Genomic DNA, 21,691 nt, shown 5'->3' with positions numbered 1-21,691 from the left:
GACGAGAGTTTGAAATTCCCGCGGTACCACTCTAATTGTTCATACTTGAACCGGCTTTGATCTTTGTTAACGGAGGATTCTCCGGCACCCTCTACTATTTTCAAGGGCGCTTCTCCAAAGTGCGTTTCATTATCTGCTCCGTATCAGGCTTCCACCACCCCTGACTCGCTTGAACTTCCGAGATAACTACTCTCTTTTTCACCGAATTTATTCGCTTAATTATTGGTTATTATACTGGAAAGAAACGGATTTATCCAGCCCTTGCAGATGTTTTTGATGAATTTTTCCGTTATGGAAATTCTAATCATAAAGGAGGGATTTTCATGGCGAGAAGAAACAAAATACTTGTCCCAGAGGCGAGAGGCGGGTTAGATCAGTTAAAGGCTAAGGTCGTGCAGGCACAGCGTCCTGAGGATGCCAAATTCGAGGCAGCTGAAGAAGTTGGCGTGCCCTTGTCAAAAGGCTATAACGGCAAGCTGACCTCGGAACAAGCCGGCAAGGTTGGCGGCAGGCTTGGCGGCAGCATGGTCCGCGAACTCGTCAAAATGGCTCAGCAAAACCTAAGCAAAAAATAACCCAAATAAAGCACTGGGGACTTTCCCCCAGTGCTTTATCGCGTTACGTTCCTTTTGGAAGCCCCTTCAACAAAAATACCTTCATAATTTCCGCAATTTGCTCAGAGCTTAACGGGTCATGATTTTTTTCCCAATCCGAAACCAAGGCGATATACATTTTCAGCAAAAGAAAACTAGTTATTTCCGAGTTCACCGCTGGTATTGCTCCCTTAGCAATAGCCGTTTCGATTTTTTCCTTTAAATAACCGATAATTTCGTCCTCCACATGCTGGAGCATTTCCGAAACTGCTAGAGTTCCCATTTCAGCCTCTTCTTGTACCAATTTAATCATTAATTGGTGCCTAGAGCGGAATTCTAGTAAACGATAAAGGGCCCGATGGACATTTTCCGTAAAGGGCAATTCCGGGTTAATGACAGAATCCGCCTCCGCAATCATTTCCTTCACTAAAGAAGAAATGATTTCTTCGAATAACTCCTCTTTATTTTTAAAAAATGTATATATGGTTCCCTTTCCGACGTTTGCAAGCTTGGCAACTTGGTCCATGGTCGTTGCTTTATAGCCAAACAAGGAAAAAGACTTAGTTGCTGCCTCCACAATCATTCTTCTGCGATCAGGTGCCATAGCGCACATCCTTCTCATTGACTAATTTGGTTCTACGGTCAATTAATATGCTTTTACTATAGCACAGCTTGAATTCGGTTTCAAATTTATCTGGAATGTTTTTGGAAGAATGTAAAACTTGTGGGAATTTGGCTAGTCAATAATTATAAGATCATACAGTGTCAAATCTCAGACACTATGCTGTTAAAAAACCGGAGGCGGTTTGCCTCCGGTTTTAATCTTCTTCTTTTTCTCCGGGCGCCTTTGAGTTTTTTAATCTTCCGGCATCCTTTAATGCTTTTTTTATAATCAGTTCAATCTGGGCATTCACACTGCGGAATTCATCATCTGCCCATTTCTCCAAGGCATCATATATTTTCTGATCGACGCGCAGTAAAAATCGCTTCTTATCGGCCACATCATCACTACCTTAATAAATCGATCCTGTATTAATTACTGGCTGGCTTCCCTTATCAGAAACGATGGCAACCATTAAATTATTCACCATTTGCGCTTTCTTTTCCTCATCCAGTTCAACAATTCCTTCATCCTTTAATTGATCAATTGCCGATTTGACCATGGATACCGCACCTTCAACAATGACCTTGCGCGCTGCGAGGACCGCTTTTGCCTGCTGACGTTGCAACATCGCATGGGCAATTTCACTTGAATACGCCAGATGCATGATCCTTGCTTCAATAATTTCCACACCGGCTAATTCCAAGCGTTTTTGGAGGTCCTTTGTCAACTCGTCACCAACCTCATCCGAGTGCTGCCTTAACGATACTTCATAATCATTGTTGACATTGTCATATGGGTATTGGCTGGCGATATGGCGCAGGCCTGTTTCACTTTGCGTATGCACAAACGTTTTGTAGTTTTCAACGTCAAAAACAGCTTTGGCTGAATCAAACACCTTATATACAACAACCGCAGCAATTTCAATCGGATTTCCTTCCAAATCATTTACCTTTAATTTATCACTATTAAAGTTTATTACCCTGAGGGATACTGTTTTTCTTATCGTTAAAGGAATCGTCAACCAAAATCCTTCGTGCTTGATTACTCCGAGATAGCGGCCAAATAAAGTAAATACCTTTGCTTGATTCGGCTGAATGACAGTGAACCCGGAAAGCAGGAGAAACAGCACCACAACACCTATCACTGCAAGGACAAAAGATACAGGACTTTCAGTTAAGGTAAATTGCCTGAATGAAAATACTACTGCCGCCCCGATTAACAGAAACAATAATACCCCTAAAAATCCATTAATTCTGAACATATCTTTCTCTCTCATCCCAACCACTCCCCTTTTGAAAAATTTTTCCATCTATATCATTATGATATCATTTTGGTATCAATAAAGGAAGGGATATCCTCCCATATTTGCTGTTTTTTCGGGTAACATTTTCACCGGCTTTATAGTATAATCCATTTATCTGTAGATTCGGAGGTTACAAATTTAACATGTCTTTTATGGAAATTAATATTAATGTGTTTCGAATGATTAATAATTTGGGGAAACAATACGACTTTTTAAATCCCCCCATTATGGTTATCGCTGAATACACGCTGTATGTGTTAATATTGGCTTTGTTGTTGTACTTGTTTATTGGCGGCCGAAAAAATAAAGTGATGGTCATTTGCTCGATTTTCACCTTGTTATTGGCAGAAGGTCTAGGAAAACTGGCAGGAATGCTCCACTCCAATAATCAACCCTTCGCCGAACTGTCCAACGTCAATAAACTTATCGAGAAAGCAGTCGACAATTCCTTCCCTAGCGACCATACGATGATATTTTTCTCCCTATGCGTGACGTTCTGGCTTTTCAGAAGAGGCTGGAGTTTCTTGTGGATTCTGTTGGCTGTGCTTGTTGGGTTTTCGCGGATATGGGTAGGGGTTCATTATCCAGGAGATGTTTTGGTCGCTGCTATCCTTAGTATCATATCTGCTCTAGTTGTGCACCGGTTCGTTCCGGGACTTAAATTTATGCAAAACATAGCAGGAGAACAAAACATTCCAAACCGGACGAAATATGAAGAGCTTTAATATTTAAATAGCGAAAAGGAACGCTTGGATTAAAAATCCAAGCGTTTATATTTGTACTATACTATTCAATCGTTTGATTAAACCGAAGTGACAACTGTGCTTTACTAATCAGACGTTTAATTAAATTTTGGAACAGGGGGAAGTCTTTTATTGGCAGGAGTTCCCTTTTTTTATGTTATACTATTCAATCGTTTAATTAAAAACATCCAAAAAATGTATTATACTATTCAAACGTTTAATTAACTTAAATAACAATATCTGCTCATTATGATTGTCGATATTTTTAGAAGGTTAACAAAATATTCATTTCTTGGGGCGGTGGGGTTGGCCGATTCCGTTTAAAATGGACTTGGAGTTTATTTTTAGAACAGGATGTGGTCGGATGTGAATTTAAAACCGCTCGCTGAATCGAAGAGATTTAAAATTTACCGTTCTCTAAATACGAGGATGGAGTTACTGCCAGATGATAGATGGAATTACCAAAAGTTGAAAAGCGGCTTTGAAGGTGAGATGTTTTTTCAGTCTTTAACGGACAAGCTTCAATGCGATTGCTATGTGTTACACGATTTACTATTTGAATTAAATGGTACTACGTTCCAAATCGATTCGTTGATTATTTTTCAAGATATTATCTCGTTGAATGAAGTGAAAAATTTTACAGGGGATTTTTTTTATGAAGATGGTAAGTTCTATGATTCTAATAAGAAAGAACGAAAAGACCCCTTAGCTCAATTGGATCGTTGCGAGTCTATGTTTCGTCAATTGCTGGAAAAGTTAGGATTTAAATTCATCGTTGTGGGAAAAGTTGTCCATGTTAACCCCGAATTCACCCTTTACCAAGCTCCTCGAGAGGTACCTATCATTTTTCCAACCCAACTTAACACTTATATGCGGAAATTAGAAGCGGCCCCGGTTGCGCTGAATAATAAACATAGGAAATTCGTAGAAAAACTATTATCCCTTCATCAGGAAGAAAATCCTTATTCAAAGTTGCCTCCTTATGCCTACTGCCAGTGCCGAAAAGGACTCACATGCGCGAATTGCTTGTCGTTCGAGGTTTCAGTTGTTGGCCAGCGGTGTGTTTGCGTTGATTGCGGGCACGAGGAAAAGGTTGAGTCGGCGATATTGCGGCATGTGGAGGAACTGCGGCTGCTATTTCCGGATTTCAAGATTACTACTAATTTGGTGTTTGAGTGGTGTGGTGGGGGGGTGGATAAGAAGAGGGTTCGACGGATTCTAGAAAAGAAATATAAAAGAGTCGGGGTTCACCAATGGACATACTACGAATAAAGATTAAGATAGCTTAAAAACAGGTAGCTTTTTTGGGGTTTTGTTTGCCCTTTGGGGGTCTTGTCCTAATGATGGACATCATCTCCCATTGCTTTGGATGGTTTTGGTATTCATCAACTTTATGAAGGACATTTTTCCACTTGACTCGGGTGGTTTTGGTCCTAATCGGCTTTATGAAGGACATTTCCCCACTTGACTCGGGTGGTTTTGGTCCTCATCGGCCTTATGAAGGACATTTTTCCACTTGCCCCGGGTGGTTTTGGTCTTCATCGACTTTATGAAGGACATTTCTCCACTTGCCTCGGATGGTTTTGGTCTTCATCAACTTTATGAAGGACATTTCCCCACTTGACTCGTATAGTTTTGGTCCTCATCGTCCTTATGAAGGACATTTTTCCACTTGCCTCGGGTGGTTTTGGTCTTCATCGACTTTATGAAGGACATTTTCATCTTTGGCGTGGGTGGATTTGGCCTTCATTGACCAAAATCAAAAACAGGCAGTCACTCCCCACAACAAGCGACTGCCTCAAAAATTCAAAGATACAACCCAGCCAAAAAAATCCCCAAAGCCTTCTGATAAATTTCATCAAACTGCGAGAGCGGGAGCGGGTTCACCCCGTGGCCAAGTTCGACCGTGAAGCCCGGCCGCTGCCAATCCTGGATAAACCAGTCTTTATAGCCGGCATAGCTCTCGAGGATTTTAACAGGTTTATACCCGCTTACCCTGCTTAACTCATTGACCATCCCCTCAGATTCCGGCGGCTCCATATTCTCAAAGCCCCAATAGATTTCCTCGCCCTGGGTATGGAAGGCAAAGACTCTGGCATAATCACGTTCCCGAGTTAAGTCTGCCATCGCGATAGCTTCCGGTTCTGACAACAGCTTCTCGCCGCCATAATCGCGCGGGCCCGGCACTTTGGGATTTCGTGCCCGTTCCAGCTCCCAGCGTGCCGGGAACTGATCATTCAAATCGATGCCCCGGATATTCGCTTTCCAGCCGGTAAAATCCGTGCTTCCTTTGTTGAATTCGACGACTCTATTTTTCCATTCAGGATTTTCAGGTGGTCCATGCAAAACGAGATTAACCCCATCCGGATTGACCATAGGTACCACCGATAAGGAGGTTTGCTGATACAAACGGGACATCTCAAGACCGCGGATCGGATTTTGATTAGTCAGCGACAACAGGTAATCGTTTAAAAATGTCATTAACACCGCTGTCGTAATCCACTCGTTGGCATGAAAGGATGCATTATAATGAATTCTCTTTGACCCCTTTCCCATCCGCAGCTCAGATAACTCGTTTCCGAGAACTGATTTCCCGATTGCGTTTACCTCCATAAATGGATATACGCTCTGCAATCGCCCTATATCCTTCATCGTTCTGCTGAAATCGTAATTCTGCTTTCCTTGGACCAATCTCCAGGTAATCCTGATCGGCACCTTTATCATTTGCCCAATCTCCAGCTGATTCGGGTTAATATGTTGATTAACAAGTAATAAGGCATCCACGCCCAGATTCCGATTGCGGGCAATGGCCCATAAGGAATCCCCCTGCTGAACCTGGTAGTCCTGTACAACAAAGCCAGGAATTCTAATTCGCTGTCCGACGGAAATTTTATCGGGGTCAATGCCCCGATTTGAATCCAAGATAAGCTGTAAATCTAGATGAAACAATTGGCTGAAGTACCATAAAGAGTCCCCACGCCTAACGATAATATCCATGAATGCCTCCTACAGCTAAAAATTGGTATCAATAAAAATGTATGCGCGCATTCCTGAAATATTAATTTGCCGCCAGTTATTTATGCACGGCCAGATGAGCGAAGTGAAAATGATCAAAAGCGTGGAGACCATCTTCTCTGTTGGAAAAATATAAATCTTCGATATTAGCAGGAGCCAGGTTTTCATACACGAGCATGTTACAATTCTGCAGTTCCAGGTCTAGTTCCAACGGGTCAAAGCCTGTTTTCATTGGTTCTCCCGTTTGCGCAGTAATTTGCCGCATCTGAATCAATCTTTTGGAGGCAAACCGGTCGTCAAACGCAGCATCATCTAGGTAATCGAATACGAAAGAAGTTCCATTAATAGACATCGCCGAAATGGTCGACAAAAGTTGAAAAAAGCCTTTTTTCTCGAGGTACATCACCACACCAAGCAAACTAAAAAAGCTTAACTTTTGCGGATCATAACCGTATTTTTTGAGTTCGTTTTGAAGTGAATTGTGTTTAAAATCTACGGGGACAAATTTTACGTTGGCTGGCAGGTCCATGCCTAGTTCTTGAAGCCGATTTTGTTTAAAAGCTTGAGTTGCGGGATGGTCGACTTCATAGATAGTGAAATCTTCGGGTATATCCAACTGCCTTAACGAAAAGGTATCAAATCCGGCACCTAAAATCACATATTGCCGGACACCACGTTCAATAGCTGCCATTAGCGCATCCTCTGCATATCTTGCCCTGCTGACCAATTGCGGAACCGTCTGATTATTCATGACCCAGGCTAATTTTTCCTCAAAGGCAGTCAATTTTGTTCCCGGATCAAAGAAGGCAATGGCGTTGGCCCAATTGGCGCCAATCAATTGCTTTTCCTCCTCAAGCAAAAGAGCATTAGCCATATTGTCTTGAAAAATTGGACGACTCGATGTAGATGCATGATAGCCTCTGGCAAAGCAGCTTACTAACGCAGTCAAACTTTCTTTTGTTTTTTCCAAATCAATTCCCCCTTCTTTTTAAAAAAAGAAAAAACTCCCAGCGAAAAATCCGCTAGGAGTTAATAGTAAGGCATCCGGCATTACTCGTCAATATCATAATTTTTTATTATAACACAAATATTTTTATTTGTCAATGTGTATTTTATTTAAATTCAAATGGAGCTGACAAAGGTACATCGTCGAAAATCTTCCCTGGATTTAAAATATTGTTAGGGTCAACCATTGTTTTTATTCCCTTCATAATAAAAAGAGTGTCCCCGTGTTCCTCTTGAAGGAATTTCTTCTTGCCGAGGCCAATTCCGTGCTCACCTGTACAGGTTCCCCCTTTGGACAGGGCATACTGAACGATTTGCGTATGAACCTCATCGACCTGTTTCATGCGCCCTTCATCCTGCGTGTCCACCGAAAAGACGGCATGGTAATTCCCGTCGCCGACATGGCCGAAAATGACCGCATCAATTCCATACTGGTCAACTATTTTTCTAGTATGTTGTAAGGCATCGGAAAGCTCTGATAACGGTACGCATACATCCGTTACCATATGCCCCTTACCAGGATTCGCTGCGATGATGGCCAGGGCAGCCTGGTGGCGCGCCTCCCAAAGCTGTGCTCTTTTAATGGAATCATTTTCGAATTCAAAGGTGGCACATTGCTCATCCTTGATAATTTCTTGGACGATTTCGAGGCTGTTCATGACTTCCGGTTCACTTCCGCTAAATTCCATAAACAGCGTTGGTTCCTCCCGATAAGATGTGTTTTTAAAGGCATTAACGGCTTGGATTGTTTTTTGATCAACGAGTTCAATCTTCCCGATCGGCAGGCCGGCTTTTAGAAGCACAGTGGCCGCTATTCCCGCTGCTTCAATCGATGGGAATGTTGCTTTGATATCAATGGTCGTCTCAGGGATGCCTTGCAGTTTCAGGATAATTTCTGTAAATACTCCTAGGGTACCTTCCGAGCCGACAAATAAACCGGTTAAGTTGTATCCTGCTGATGACTTATACGAATATCCTCCAGTGCGAATGGAGGAACCGTCTGCCAAGACTAGCTCCAGTCCGAGAACCTGGTCCCGCATTACTCCATACTTAACTGTATTCGTCCCGCTCGCGTTGGTAGCCGTCATGCCGCCTATTGTCGCATCTGCTCCCGGGTCGACCGGAAAGAAGAGTCCATACTTTTTCAACGCTTGGTTTAGCTGATTTCTCGTAACCCCCGGCTGAACCGTGGCAATAAAATCATCAGGGCGAACGGAGATAATTTCATTCATCAACGTAAAATCAAGACTAATGCCGCCATTTAAAGGGATGATATGCCCCTCAAGGCTCGATCCCGCCCCAAACGGGACAACCGCAACCTTATTTTCATTAGCAAACCGCATGATACGGCTGACCTCTTCCTTAGTAGCCGGGAAAACCACCACATCAGGCATCCGCGGCGAGTGATAAGAAATCCCCTTACTATGCTGCTCCAATACCGCCCCATTCACACTAACCCGCTCAGCATCCCCAACAATCCTTAACAACTCATCATACAGCCACACAACCTCGCCCCCCTCACAAATTCACAAACTGTCTACCCATCGCGGACAAATGTCCGCGCGCGGTGCCTGACACCATATTATTTCACCCTATCAAATTATCGTCCTTCCAAGATGAATAGTTCCGGGTTTCCGATGAGGGTGCCGATTTCTTCCATGAAGGCGTTGGCAGGGGCCCCGTCGATGACGCGGTGGTCGAAGGTGATGGACATGCCCATGACTTGACCGATGACGATTTGGTCGTCCTGGACGATTGGTTTTTTCTTGATGCTGTGAACGCCCAATATGGCGACTTCTGGATAGTTGATGATTGGAGTGGCAAACCAGCCGCCATTTCCGCCTGTACTCGAAATTGTAAATGTACTGCCCGAAAGCTCATTCGGTTTTAATTTTCTTTCTCTCGCCCGCTTTGATAGATCTTGAAGCTCCGCTGCTATTTCCAAAATCGTCTTTTGGTCAGCATGTTTGATGACCGGGACGAGCAAGCCGTCATCCGTGGCCACGGCAACCCCAATATGAATGTTTTTCTTGTAGATAATTTCTAGCTTCTCATCGTTTACCGTTGCGTTAAAGATAGGATACCGGCTTAGTGCCTTAGCTGCGGCCTTCACAAAAAACGGAAGATATGTAAGCTTGACTCCAGCTCTTTCTGCATGCGGCTCCAGCTGTTTCTTGAAGTCAACAAGCTTAGTGACAACGACCTCGTCCATTCCGCTGCAGTGGATAGCTGTGGATTTTGATATTTTCATGTTTTGGTAGATTTTTTTCCTTAAGCCACGGATTGGCTCCCTTACTTCCTCTTCAAGTCTCGCTGCTGTTTCTCGTTCTGACGGAGACTTAAACGGCGCAGATACTGCCGCTGCCTCCTGCAACTCAAATGTCGCAACAGTCGCCGCTGCCTCTTTCTCTGCGAGTGTCTTGAAGTTCCTGACGTCCTTTTCCGTCACTTTTCCGCCTTTTCCTGTTGACACAACCTCGGTAATATCGATACCAAGTTCCCTTGCCAGCTTTCTGACAGACGGTGCTGCGATAACGCGTTTCTTTGGTAAAATACCTACTGAATTTTGTTGTAAATTATGTTGAGTAAATGAATTGGTTTGTGTGGAGACTTGTTTCGTGTGTTCAAATTGTGTGGATTCTCGTTGTAATGTATTGATCCCGTTTGAGCCTTGCTGGATGGATTCATGTTGTCCGGAAGTTTTACCAGCTGACACCAGCACTCCCGCTCCAGCCTTTACGTCCTCTAGAACCGTGAATAAAACTTCGCCGACCTTCACAACCTCGCCGACTTCCGCGCCGAAGGATTGTACTACTCCCCCGACTGGTGACGAAATTTCCACCACAGCCTTATCGGTTTGCACCTCTACGATGTTCTCATTTTCTTTTACATAGTCACCGGCCGCCTTAAACCATGTCAAAATCTCTGCTTCGTGTAAGCCTTCGCCAATATCAGGAAGACGGAATTCATAAGCCATATTTTTATGCCACTCCCATTTTTGAAAAATTAATGTGCTAATACCTCTCTAATCCCTTGGCTGATTCTGTCTGCATTTGGAAGCCAGTCTTCTTCCACTGATGGCACCGGATAAGGCGTGTCAAAGCTCGTAACCCGGACAATTGGCGCCGACAGATGGAACAACGCTTTTTCGTTAATCATCGCGGAAATTTCAGCACCCGGTCCCCCGGTTTTTACCGCCTCATGAACAATCATGGCTCGTCCTGTTTTTTGCACGGAAGCAATGATGGTATCCTCGTCAATCGGTGACACCGTCCGCAGGTCAATAATCTCAATCGAAATAGGCTGCTCCTGCTCCCACTGTTCAACTACCTTGCTTACGAGCGGTACCGTCTGTCCCCACGTAATTACCGTTAGGTCTTCGCCTTCTTTTACAACCTTGGCTTTGCCAATCTCAATCAAGTAATCCTCTTCCGGCACCTCCTGTTTAAAGGCGCGGTATAGCTTCATCGGCTCCAAAAATAAAACTGGGTCATTATCGCGGATGGCCGCGGTTAACAGCCCCTTGGCATCATAAGGGGAACTTGGCATTACCACTTTCAGCCCCGGTGAATGCAAAAATAAACCTTCTAAACTATCAGAATGCAGCTCCGGCGTTTTGACTCCCCCGCCATATGGTGCACGGACGACCATTGGCGCACCCAGCACCCCGCCAGACCTAAAGCGGAGTCTCGCTGCCTGCGATGCCATTTGATCCATCGCTTCATAAATAAACCCAAAGAATTGGATTTCCGCCACCGGCCGAAGGCCCCTTGCTGCCATGCCGACTGCCGTACCAACGATAGCCGATTCCGCAATTGGCGTATCTACTACCCGATCTTCTCCAAAGATAGCCTGCAGACCGTCAGTTGCCCGGAACACACCGCCGTTTTTTCCAATATCCTCACCCAAGCAAATGACTCTCTGGTCTCTTTCCATTTCCTTCTTTAAGGTAAAATTAATTGCCTCTATCATTGTCATTGCGGTCATTATTTCAAAACCCCCTCTGATGAAACAGATTGCTGCTGCTCAGTAAGCTGGCTGGTCTTTTTTTCATAAACGATTTCAAATATATCTTCCACTTTGCTTTTTGGAGTATTTGCAGCCATTTCAAAAGCCTCTGTGACCTTTTGTTCGGCTAATTCAAATTCTCTATGATCCAGCTCTTCATTCCAGATTCCTTTTTCAAGTAAAAACGCCTTTATTCGCTTGAGCGGATCCTTGGCGAGCCACTCATCTACATCGCTTTTATTTCGGTATTTTGTCGGGTCATCCGCGGTGGTATGCGGGCCCTGTCTGTATGTAACAGCTTCAACTAATACAGGCTGTCCGCTGCGCGCCCTCTCTAACGCATGCTTCATTGTCGTGTAAACCGCGAGAACGTCATTGCCATCCACCTGAATCCCAGTGATTCCATAGGCAACTGCCTTCTGCGCGATTGTCCCGCTCGCCGTTTGTTTTGATCTCGGAACACTGATGGCCCACTGGTTATTCTGAACGAAGAAGACCATCGGAAGCTTGTAAACACCGGCAAAGTTGAGGGCCTCGTGGAAATCACCTTCGGAGGTACCGCCGTCACCGATATAGGTCACACTGACACTGTTTTCACCTTGGTATTTACCTGCCCATGCCCCGCCTACAGCATGAAGGCACTGCGCACCGATGATAATTTGCACCGGAAAAACATTGGCTCCTTCGGCATCAGTTCCCTTTAAATGCCCCATCGTATAAAGGAAAAAGTTTTTCATCGGGAACCCGTGAACAAAAAGCGCCGCCCCTTCCCGATAGCTTGGATAAATCCAATCCTGCCTCTCAAGTGCGAAAGCGCTGCCAACTTGTGCTGCCTCTTGCCCGCTTAATGGTGCATATGTACCAATTCTCCCCTGCCTCTGAAACTTTAAGGCTCTTTGGTCAAATACTCTTGCTTGAACCATCCATTTGTACATTGCAATTAACTCGTCATCACTTACCTCAGGCGCCCCGTTTGTCAGCTTTCCGTTTTCATCCAAATACTGAACCTTGTTGACTGGCAATTCATTCGGTTCAATCCACATATAAGTCCCTCCTTTTAAAAATCTCCCTAATTCCACCTGCTGGTATTTGTCCATACTTGCGACTAGCATATATGCCATCTATGTTTTTGTCAATACAGTTGTTCGAAGGTTCAGAAAATACACTTATTTTAAAAAAGCAGAAGCATTGCTGCGCTCCTGCCTAAATTGTTATTTATTTTGGTTTAATTGTTTAATAAATTCCCTCATAAAGCCAGGCAGGTCTGGCCAGGCATGGCCGGAAACGAGATTTCCTTGAACATGGAGATGGTTTTCAATATAAGTCGCTCCTGCCGCTTCCACATCTGGTTTGCAGGCAATATAGGCAGTTAACTCGCGGCCTTCCATATACTGGCGTACAGTTGTTAGAACGAGACTAGCATGGCAAATGGCACCAACTGGTTTGTTTGCCTCAAAGAAATGGGCAACGATTCCCGGCACATTCTCATTTAAGCGGATATATTCCGGTGCCCTTCCTCCTGGAATAATCAGCCCGTCGAATTCCTCAGGATTTACATCCTCAAAAGCAGTTTGGGCTTCGATTAAGTATCCTTTGCTTTCCGTATAAGTATCCCAGCCGATAAAATCATGAACGACTGTCTGCAGCTTCTTTTTCGAAGGGGCTGCGATTTGCACCTCAAACCCTTCTTCCAAGCAGCGAAAATATGGGTAATAGACCTCCAGCGCTTCTACAGCGTCCCCTGCTAAAATCAGTACCTTTTTTGACATTGAAAATTCCTCCTCTCTAAAAATAGGGCCATTGCCCTTTATTTATATATTCTGAATCCCGAATTCTATTTCCTTCCAATTTTATTTTTTTGAGAAGTTGGACACTCGAAGATTTGATAGAAAATTAACAAATTGTTCAAGAATAAACTAATGCCAAGATGAAAATCTTTAGTAAACTTGAGGTGGATTTTTGAGAAAAGAAAGGACGTTGACTATGGCATATAAGCCCCGAGTTGAGCCAGATTTTTTGAAAATTATGAGGTTGTTGAATGCACGAGGAAATTTAACTGAACAAGAAAGGAGGTATTATGAGAATAAACAAAAGGGCTATGATGGAGAAGTGATGTTTGACCAACTGGTAACTGAACAGCTCAGGTGTGAAGGACTTGTTTTAAACGATTTGCTTTTCAAATTTAATAACACCTATTTCCAAATTGATACGACAATTATTTTTAAAGAAACCATTAATCTTTATGATGTAAAAAACTTTGAAGGCGATTACTATTATGAAGGCGGGAAATTCTTTTCCATCAATGGGGAGGAGCGAAAGAATCCACTGCTCCAGTTAGAGAGATGCGAATCCTATTTTCGCCAATTACTCCATAGCCTCGGCTACAAGTGTAACGTTGTATCTCACCTTGTCCATATAAATCCCGAATTTACCTTATATCAAGTACCTCGAAATTACCCAATCATCTTTCCATCGCAATTAAATTCCTTATTGAGTCCCCTTATGAAATGGTGCCTGCTTATTCGTATGAACAATTAAAAAAGGATATGATTTGTGATAAATGCCAATCTTTTTCGATTTTGGTTGTAGACGGAAAGTTGGTGTGCCATAATTGCGGCCACCAAGTGTTGATTGAATTTGGGATTTTGCGTTGTGTGGAGGAGTTTAAGCTACTTTTTCCAAAGAGGAAAATTACAACTACTGTTATTTATGAGTGGTGTGGAGGAGCCGTTTCTAAAAAGATTATTAGACAGGTATTAAAAAAGTATTTTAGAACGATTGGGTATGGTAGATGGTACTATTTCGAGTAAATAAATAATAAATCATTAATCGGAGCCCATTCTTTCTATTTACTCGGCTTCGTTTATTATAGAAAGCTTATAAAACCTTGTTCTAGTTTTTCTTTCTTGGGTCCTGGCAGGTAGAACTTCCCTACGTAACCTTGTTCTCGTTTTTTACTTGGGTCCGGGCACGTAGAACTTTCCTACGTAACCTTGTTCTCGTTTTTTACTTGGATCCGGGCACGTAGAACCTCCCTACGTAACCTTGTTCTCGTTTTTTACTTGGGTCCGGGCACGTAGAACTTCCCTACGTAACCTTGTTCTCGTTTTTTACTTGGGTCCGGGCACGTAGAACCTCCCTACGTGACCTTGTTCTCGTTTTTTACTTGGGTCCGGGCACGTAGAACTTTCCTACGTGACCTTGTTCTCGTTTTTTACTTGGGTCCGGGCACGTAGAACTTCCCTACGTAACCTTGTTCTCGTTTTTTACTTGGGTCCGGGCACGTAGAACCTCCCTACGTGACCTTGTTCTCGTTTTTTACTTGGGTTTGGGCACGTAGAACCTCCCTACGTGACCCTGTTCTTGTTTTTTACTTGGGTTCGGGCACGTAGAACCCCTCTACGTTACCTCATGCTCACTTTTTACTGGGTTTCAGGCACGTAGAACTTCCCTACGTGACCTTGTTCTTGTTTTTTACTTGGGTTCGGGTATGTATAATCTCTCTATACGGCCACTTTTTATATTTCCAAAATAAAAGAGTGTAAGTAACCCTGCTTTACACCTTTCCGACCATTCCCTTTCGCCGCCAATAAAAATAAAAACCGCCGAATAGGATGAGTGCCAACAAAATAATGTAAATACTGTATTTAGATAAATATCTCTCAACCAAGATCCAGTCCTGCCCAAGTTTTTTCCCTAATGTAATGAATGTAAAGGTCCACAATAGCGCACCGCTATAGGCAAAAACGATAAACTTTTTAAATGGATATTTGTTTATGGCGGCCACGTAGGCTGCTAGGTGGCGGATTCCAGGGATAAAATAACCGACCACTAAAAGTGGCGGGCCAAATTTTTCAAAAAGCCTTCTGGTTCGATTGATTTTTGCCTCGGTAATGTGAATTTTCGGGCCATACTTTAACAGCAGAGGTAACCCGAATTTATATCCAATTAAGTAGCTAAGGGAAATACCGCCAGCAGCCCCTATAAAAGCACAAACCAATGAGGTTAGGAACGCCATCTTCCCTTGGAAGACATTATAACCGACATAGGTCAAAAGCACCTCATCAGGTATCGGCAATCCAATAATGCCGCCGATTAAAGCAATAATGATACCAAAATATCCATAATGCATAAGCAGATAATCTATATGCTGCACCACTCTTATCCCCGCCTATTTAAAACAATTCAACATTCTTTATATTGATATTAAACCGCACAAATCATGCATTTAGCAATTCCGTTTATCTCTCATATGAACTAAATAAACCCTTGAATAGTTTTACCAATAATTAGGGCAATCTATTTTTTAAAAAGAAGAAAGAGATGAAGCCAATGCTTTTCAGACTATTTCTATTGTCCGTTACTTTGGTTATAACAATGTCCTTTACTCAATCTATCAATGGGCAAGAATTGAAACATATGAACATTCATTATGGGACAGATGTGAAGCAAACATTAGACATTTATGCACCAAGTGGTAAAGAGAGCATAAATCACCCTGTTATCATTTATGTTCATGGCGGAGGCTGGATGCGAGGTGATAAATCTAATGTATCGGATAAGCCCTCTTTTTACACAAACAGAGGGTATGTATTCATATCCGTAAATTACCGGCTCCACCCTAATGCAACGTACAATGACATGGCGAATGATATTTCTACCGCGGTGAAATGGGTTTACGACCGTACTGACCAATATCATATTGACAAAAAGCGGATTAATTTAATGGGGCATTCTGCAGGCGGACATTTGGTCATGCTCATCGGTACGGACCAAAGCTATTTGCAACATGCGGGGATACCAGCAAACTCGGTACAATCCATAGTAAATCTGGATGGACCAATCGACTTAGTGAAGTTTCTCCCTAAAAATGAGCAATACAAAGAGGTTTTTGGCCATGATCGTCAAGCATGGATGGCGGCATCCCCTGCTGCTAATGCAGCTAATCAACACCTGCCGCCCATGTTGTTGGTTACCCAAAACAGAAATAGTGTTTTTAATTTTATTGAAGAGACAAAAAAAACTGGCAATACAGCAGATATATTTGTAACTCATTCATTAACACATCGGGAGATCACCAAGCTGCTTGGTTCAAATAATAACTCGGCTGAAGCGATGAGTTTGACTAAAGCAGTGGAGGATTTTCTGAAGACTTATAACTCAATGTAAGAGCGCTTTTGGATAAATGGTAAGCTGAGGCTTACCTTTTTCTTTATTGTTATTTACTCACTTTTTGATATTGAGGCAGAAGAACCGTCCCCACGTCTCAATTATTTACATTGTCTTTACTTTAGATTTACATTCCCCTAATAAAGGGTTAACAATTTGTATGTATTCTTGAATGGGGGTGTATTATGAAAACTAAAGTACTTGTTGTAGATGATGAACAGTCTATTGTGACGCTTCTTCAATATAATTTGGAGCAGGCTGGTTTTGAAGTTATAACAGCGATGGATGGTGAAGAAGGAAAACTGTTAGCAGAACAGGAGTCACCGGATATTATCGTTTTAGATGTAATGCTTCCAAAATTAGATGGAATGGAAGTATGCAAACAGCTTCGTCTGGAAAACATCAAGACTCCTATTATCATGTTAACAGCTAAAGATGATGTATTCGATACCATATTAGGTCTTGAGCTTGGCGCCGACGATTATATGATAAAGCCATTCAGCCCGCGAGAAGTAATTGCCAGAGTAAAAGCAATCTTAAGAAGAATCCAAGCCCAAGCGGAACAATCTTCCGAAAAGACTAATGATGAGCAACAGGAAATAGTAATAGGTAATCTAGTCATCCATCCTGAACGATATGAAGCCTACCTTCAGAAAAAACCGCTATATTTAACATTAAAGGAATTTGAATTGCTTCTATTTCTAGCCCAAAATAAGGGTCGAGTGTTAACCCGCGAACAGCTGCTCAGTGCTGTTTGGAATTATGACTTTGTAGGGGATACTAGAATTGTCGATGTAAACATCTCGCATTTACGAGAAAAAATAGAGGAAGATACAAAGCGGCCAGTTTATATTAAAACGTTACGTGGACTGGGCTATAAACTTGAGGAGCATAAAGACGAATGACCATATTTAGGACAAGGTTAGTAATGGCATTAATCACCCTAATCAGCTTCGTATTAGTGGGTTTAGGAATATTGCTTGGTGAGCTGCTTAAAAGCTTCTATATAGAATCAATGAGCGATGGCCTAAAAATGAAAATCATATGGGGCATTGCCTTATTCCTTGTCATTGCCGTAGTGGTCATCATTTTTCTTGGAATAAGAATTACTTCTAAGTTTACAAAACCAGTTGTTGAAGCAACAGATGTCGCTATTGAACTCGCCAAAGGAAATTACCGGGCAAGAACAAACGTAAATGGGCTGGACAAAACTGGAATGTTAGGTAAATCCCTTAATAGGCTGGCCCAAAACCTTCAGGAACTGGCTAAATCCCAAGAAATGCAACAGGAGCAGCTAAAAGTATTGATTGAAAATATGGGAGCGGGTTTGGTCCTAATTGATAGCAAGGGATACATCAATTTAATAAATAAAGGATTTATTGATATTTTTCAAGTAAGCCAAGCCGATTATTTAAATAAGCTGTATTACGAAGTCATCGATCAGGAAGAAATTCGTGATTTAGTGACTGAAGTTTTTCGGCTAGAACAAAAGGTAAGTAAACAATTACTCATTCCATTATTAATTGAAAGAAGATATTTTGTTGTATACGGCGTGCCGATTATTGGAACAAATCATGTTTGGAAAGGTGTTTTGCTCGTCTTTCACGATATTACAGAAATTAAAAAGCTCGAGCAAATGCGAAAGGATTTTGTGGCAAATGTTTCACATGAATTAAAAACCCCGATTACATCGATTAAAGGTTTTACTGAAACTCTGTTGGACGGTGCGATGAACAATCAAGAGACGTTAGAATCCTTCCTGTCCATTATTTTAAAAGAAAGTGAACGGCTCCAATCACTCATACAAGACCTTTTGGATCTTTCAAAAATAGAACAGCAAGGCTTCAAGTTAAACATACAGAAAATCGATTTATTTAAATTGCTTGAAGATGTTATTACACTCCTCCAAGGGAAGGCTGAGGAAAAGAACATTAGCCTCGAGCTTCTTTGTCCAGAGGAACACGTGCAAATACATGGGGATGTAGATCGGCTAAAGCAAGTGTTTATCAATTTAATTGGCAATGCCATTACTTATACACCAAGCAATGGGAATGTAGGGGTTATCCTTCTCGAGCAAGGTGAAACTGTCCGTGTTCATGTTAAAGATACAGGCATAGGAATTAAAAAAGAAGAAATCCCACGTATTTTCGAGCGGTTTTACCGCGTTGACCGTGCCAGAAGCAGAAACTCCGGCGGCACAGGTCTTGGCTTGGCCATCGTTAAACATTTAATTGAAGCCCATCATGGTCAAATCAGTGTAATAAGTGCTCCTGGCGAAGGAAGCGAATTTATTATTGAACTTAAAAAATAAATGGGGAATCTATACTTTTTTGAGCGTTTAATAGTAAGGATATATTAACTCAGAAAAAAAAACAGTTCATATAATCGAACTGTTTTTTTCTGAGCTCAGCTAGTTAAAAAAGGGGCTGACTCCATAAGTAGAATAGTAGAATTTTACTCACAAAGTCAGCTCCTTTTTCAATTAACAATGATTCCTAAGAAAAATACTTAATTCTATTATTTATTCTTTTCCTTCGGATAGTGACCTTTGATAATCTTCCAGTTTTCATCGTTCAGTTTCTTACGGTCTACAGAGTCCGGTTTGGAGAAATCCATATCTGCAGGGTATAGAGAGCTTGACGCAGGTTTAGGCTGCTGACTAGACTGAGTGTCACCTTCTTCGGTCCAGTATTTTGTTCGCTCCATGTTATAAGTTGTAAAGTTAGGCCGATCGGTAAAGGAGTTAAACATCGGAATTGCTGCCGCCTCAAATTGAGTCATTGGCTGCAAGCCCAAGATGAGCTCCATTGTCCGCAGCATTGCAGGTGTATCATAGAACGTACTATCCACTTTGCCTATTTGCGTGTAAGGGCTGATGGCTAACGCTACGCTTCTATGGGCATCTACATGGTCTATGCCGCCCTGAGCGTCATCCTCTACTACAAAAATAGCCGTGTCTTTCCAATACTTTGAATGACTTACTGTTTCTACAAGTTTACCTAGTGCGTAATCATTTTGCGCAACCATCTGCTCTGGACCCCACTTTGAACCGCCTGTATGGTCGTTTGGTAAATAAACCACTTCTAATTGCGGAAGGTTTCCATTCTTTTCAAATTCTCTAAATTCCTTTTCCCATTCTTTGTATCTTGTCACGTCCGAGATGTTTAAATCCCAACTTGGGTAATAGGGATCGTAATTGCCGCCAAAATTGGTTGTACCTGGATTATTAGGCAAATAGGTTTTCGTTGTTGGATCATAATTGTAGGCGAATTCTCCGTAATTACGGAAGGTTAGGCCGGCTTTCATTGCTATATCCCAAATATATCCCTCTTTAGATCTTGTGTAAGGAGCATCGTCGAGAATACTTCCTCCTCCGCCGCCATCAAAATCATAATCGCGGTTTCTTCCGGAGTAATTAGCAAGCCAGTTCTTTTGTACATAATCATTCGCCTTACCAGCTGTTGTCCAGTTGTGGCCATCTGCACTCACTTCAGCGTCTGCATAAAAATTGTCTAACGTAACAAACTGATTGGCAAGCTTATGATGGTTCGGTGTTACTTCCTTTCCATACAGAGCCAGGCTGGGATCCCCATTTCCTTTACCTAAATCTCCAAAAACATGGTCATAGGTTTGATTTTCTTTAATTACATATATCACATGCTTAATAGGTGATTTGCCTTTACCAGGATAGCGGGGAATAGGGAAGTCTTTTTTGCCTTCTGCGTCTTTCCACCAGCTATTGGCTTCTGCTTCTTTGACCTGGTTATTATCATTGGTTTGTTTGGTATATTTTTTTAACTGTTCTTGGTCAGGCACATCAATAAATGACATAGTACCTTTAATCATGTTTCCAAGCCATTCATGGGAGTCTCCGTTTGGTCCTGCTCCAAGTCCTTTGGCATTATGAACCATCAGCTGATTATCATTCTTGCCAAGGTAAACACCTGTCGGATACCATCCAGTTGGGATAAGTCCTTTAACCTTTGCCTTCATTTTGCCGGTGCCATTCCCAAGATCGATAACAGCTATGTTGTTGTTCAGCGTGTTTGCCACATAAAGTGTTTTCCCGTCCTCACTTACAGTTAAAGCATCTGGCTGTGTCCCAGTAGGTGCCCCACGGTATGGAGCGAGCGAAACAGTATCTTTTACCTCCAGCCGCTTTGAATCAATTACCGATATTTCGTCACTATCAGAATTGGCAACATAAATGGATCCGTCCACCGGGTTTTCTGCGATAGCATTTGGGTGCAGTCCTACTGGTATGGTCTTTTTCACGCTTAAATCCGTTGCATTTAGGACCGTCACGCTGCTCTCTCCCCAATTACTGACATACAAAGTGTTTCCGTCGCTGCTGACAAAAGCTGCATATGGACTTTTTCCAACAACAGAAGTGCCTTCAATTTGATTGGTGGTTAGATTGATACGAGATACTGAATGATTCATATTATTTGCAACATATAGAAGTTTACCATCAGGTGAAATAGAAATTCCCGCTGGGTAAAAATCCGTTTGGTTTTGGTCCTTCATCTGAATCGGAGATTGTTCAGTAAGCTTGCTATCAGCAAAATCAAAAACACGAATTTTGTTATTTCCGCCCGCGGAGGCGTACATTTTTTTCCCATCGGGGCTAAAGACAACACCAATATACAAGGCTTCAGGCCAATCATAAGATATGGTCTGTATAACTTCTTTCTTTTCAGTATCTACAACTTGCAATGATTGTGTCCCGATTCCGGCGTTCGAGACCACGATGTATTTTCCATCTGGAGACAATGCTCCGCCAATCGGAAAATTCCCTAAATTCACTTGTTTTCCGGCAGGCGTCAGGTGCCAGCCATTGGTCGTAACAGCTGTACCGTCCTCCTGAGGACCAGCGAACCAAGTATACGCCGCCGATACGCTTGAACCGAATAGCAAGGATGCAAGCGCAGCTCCTGCAATGATTTTTTTACGTTTCCCTTTCAACTTTTCCATCCAGATCCCCACTTTTATAGAATTTTTTCTTACTTAAAGAAGCATAAACCTGAATTATTAAGTTGAATCCATAGAAAACTAAATATATTGTAAGGAATTTATGTCAATCAATACCAAATGGCATGAAATATTTCATCAATCTTTACCACGCTGCTTAATTCCCAACAAAAATGATGCCATCTTAATAGGTAAAACCACACTGTTTTTTGTCATTAGTAGATAATTTCAGGAAAAAAGTTTTATAAAATTAGCACTAAAACAGTTAAATAGTTTGGAG

Annotated in this window: 19 protein-coding genes and 1 other annotated feature (1 of these 20 cut by a window edge); of the genes, 7 read left to right on the top strand and 12 right to left on the bottom strand. The window is 42.3% G+C overall.

All coding sequences use genetic code 11. The features are described from left to right. Nucleotides 1–211: a binding site (T-box leader), on the bottom strand; it reaches 6 nt to the left of the window's first position. 112 nt (nt 212–323) lie between these two features. Beyond that, a complete protein-coding gene (locus QNN06_RS01170; RefSeq protein ID WP_213120953.1) occupies nt 324–575 on the top strand; it encodes an alpha/beta-type small acid-soluble spore protein in 252 nt (83 codons plus the stop codon). Nucleotides 576–618: 43 nt separating this feature from the next. Here QNN06_RS01170 and QNN06_RS01165 read toward each other — a convergent pair whose 3' ends face one another. The 3 genes from QNN06_RS01165 to QNN06_RS01155 all read right to left on the bottom strand — a co-directional run bounded on the left by QNN06_RS01165 (nt 619) and on the right by QNN06_RS01155 (nt 2,473). Next, entirely contained in the window at nt 619–1,197 is a 579-nt protein-coding gene (locus QNN06_RS01165; RefSeq protein ID WP_213120954.1) for a TetR/AcrR family transcriptional regulator, read from the bottom strand. A 214-nt stretch (nt 1,198–1,411) separates the two neighbouring features. Then, nucleotides 1,412–1,594: a type II toxin-antitoxin system antitoxin gene (locus tag QNN06_RS01160; protein WP_213120955.1), complete on the bottom strand. Its 183-nt coding sequence runs from the start codon at nt 1,592–1,594 to the stop codon at nt 1,412–1,414. A 12-nt stretch (nt 1,595–1,606) separates the two neighbouring features. After that, on the bottom strand, nt 1,607–2,473 hold the full coding sequence (locus tag QNN06_RS01155) for an SPFH domain-containing protein (protein WP_213120956.1): 867 nt from the start codon (nt 2,471–2,473) through the stop codon (nt 1,607–1,609). Nucleotides 2,474–2,643: 170 nt separating this feature from the next. Between QNN06_RS01155 and QNN06_RS01150 the strand changes: the two genes are divergently transcribed. Both QNN06_RS01150 and QNN06_RS01145 read left to right on the top strand, forming a co-directional pair. Then, nucleotides 2,644–3,225 (top strand): undecaprenyl-diphosphatase, encoded by a 582-nt coding sequence (locus QNN06_RS01150; protein ID WP_213120957.1) that lies wholly within the window; start codon nt 2,644–2,646, stop codon nt 3,223–3,225. Nucleotides 3,226–3,609: 384 nt separating this feature from the next. Further along, entirely contained in the window at nt 3,610–4,515 is a 906-nt protein-coding gene (locus QNN06_RS01145; RefSeq protein WP_284036775.1) for a nuclease-related domain-containing protein, read from the top strand. A gap of 534 nt (nt 4,516–5,049) precedes the next feature. Here the strand turns inward: QNN06_RS01145 and QNN06_RS01140 are convergent. The 7 genes from QNN06_RS01140 to QNN06_RS01110 form a co-directional block, all read right to left on the bottom strand. Further along, complete coding sequence (locus QNN06_RS01140; protein WP_284036774.1) at nt 5,050–6,240, bottom strand: M14 family metallopeptidase; 1,191 nt, start codon at nt 6,238–6,240, stop codon at nt 5,050–5,052. 76 nt (nt 6,241–6,316) lie between these two features. After that, on the bottom strand, nt 6,317–7,228 hold the full coding sequence (locus tag QNN06_RS01135; protein ID WP_213120960.1) for a class I SAM-dependent methyltransferase: 912 nt from the start codon (nt 7,226–7,228) through the stop codon (nt 6,317–6,319). A 142-nt stretch (nt 7,229–7,370) separates the two neighbouring features. Further along, nucleotides 7,371–8,768: an FAD-binding oxidoreductase gene (locus QNN06_RS01130; protein ID WP_284036773.1), complete on the bottom strand. Its 1,398-nt coding sequence runs from the start codon at nt 8,766–8,768 to the stop codon at nt 7,371–7,373. A 95-nt stretch (nt 8,769–8,863) separates the two neighbouring features. Next, nucleotides 8,864–10,240: a dihydrolipoamide acetyltransferase family protein gene (locus QNN06_RS01125; protein ID WP_284036772.1), complete on the bottom strand. Its 1,377-nt coding sequence runs from the start codon at nt 10,238–10,240 to the stop codon at nt 8,864–8,866. A 29-nt stretch (nt 10,241–10,269) separates the two neighbouring features. Then, on the bottom strand, nt 10,270–11,250 hold the full coding sequence (locus QNN06_RS01120) for an alpha-ketoacid dehydrogenase subunit beta (protein WP_217037438.1): 981 nt from the start codon (nt 11,248–11,250) through the stop codon (nt 10,270–10,272). Beyond that, the gene (pdhA, locus tag QNN06_RS01115) at nt 11,250–12,314 is read right to left on the bottom strand and encodes a pyruvate dehydrogenase (acetyl-transferring) E1 component subunit alpha (protein ID WP_284036771.1); all 1,065 of its coding nucleotides are present in this window, start codon (nt 12,312–12,314) and stop codon (nt 11,250–11,252) included. The genes QNN06_RS01120 and pdhA overlap by 1 nt, the downstream gene beginning before the upstream one ends. Before the next feature lie 168 nt (nt 12,315–12,482). Then, nucleotides 12,483–13,040, bottom strand: a complete 558-nt coding sequence (locus QNN06_RS01110) for a DJ-1/PfpI family protein (RefSeq protein WP_213120965.1) — start codon at nt 13,038–13,040, stop codon at nt 12,483–12,485. A 214-nt stretch (nt 13,041–13,254) separates the two neighbouring features. On the opposite strand from QNN06_RS01110, the gene QNN06_RS01105 reads away from it, so the two are divergent. Beyond that, on the top strand, nt 13,255–13,809 hold the full coding sequence (locus QNN06_RS01105) for a nuclease-related domain-containing protein (RefSeq protein ID WP_284036770.1): 555 nt from the start codon (nt 13,255–13,257) through the stop codon (nt 13,807–13,809). A 1,018-nt stretch (nt 13,810–14,827) separates the two neighbouring features. Here the strand turns inward: QNN06_RS01105 and QNN06_RS01100 are convergent. Next, nucleotides 14,828–15,430 carry a DedA family protein gene (locus QNN06_RS01100; RefSeq protein ID WP_284036769.1) on the bottom strand — a complete coding sequence of 201 codons (603 nt, stop codon included), beginning with the start codon at nt 15,428–15,430 and terminating at the stop codon, nt 14,828–14,830. Between the two features lie 173 nt (nt 15,431–15,603). On the opposite strand from QNN06_RS01100, the gene QNN06_RS01095 reads away from it, so the two are divergent. The 3 genes from QNN06_RS01095 to pnpS all read left to right on the top strand — a co-directional run bounded on the left by QNN06_RS01095 (nt 15,604) and on the right by pnpS (nt 18,751). Beyond that, a complete protein-coding gene (locus tag QNN06_RS01095) occupies nt 15,604–16,440 on the top strand; it encodes an alpha/beta hydrolase (protein WP_217037435.1) in 837 nt (278 codons plus the stop codon). A 185-nt stretch (nt 16,441–16,625) separates the two neighbouring features. Further along, the gene (locus QNN06_RS01090; protein ID WP_213120968.1) at nt 16,626–17,345 is read left to right on the top strand and encodes a response regulator transcription factor; all 720 of its coding nucleotides are present in this window, start codon (nt 16,626–16,628) and stop codon (nt 17,343–17,345) included. Continuing rightward, the gene (pnpS, locus tag QNN06_RS01085) at nt 17,342–18,751 is read left to right on the top strand and encodes a two-component system histidine kinase PnpS (RefSeq protein ID WP_284036768.1); all 1,410 of its coding nucleotides are present in this window, start codon (nt 17,342–17,344) and stop codon (nt 18,749–18,751) included. The genes QNN06_RS01090 and pnpS overlap by 4 nt, the downstream gene beginning before the upstream one ends. A 206-nt stretch (nt 18,752–18,957) precedes the next feature. Here pnpS and QNN06_RS01080 read toward each other — a convergent pair whose 3' ends face one another. Further along, a complete protein-coding gene (locus QNN06_RS01080; protein ID WP_284036767.1) occupies nt 18,958–21,414 on the bottom strand; it encodes a bifunctional YncE family protein/alkaline phosphatase family protein in 2,457 nt (818 codons plus the stop codon). Nucleotides 21,415–21,691: the final 277 nt, after the last annotated feature.

Origin of the sequence: Neobacillus sp. 114 (genome assembly GCF_030127045.1) — a bacterium.
Classification (GTDB): Bacteria; Bacillota; Bacilli; order Bacillales; family Cytobacillaceae; genus Neobacillus; species Neobacillus rhizophilus.
The sequence above is the reverse complement of the archived record's forward strand: the minus strand, read 5'-3'. Positions and strand labels throughout refer to the sequence as shown.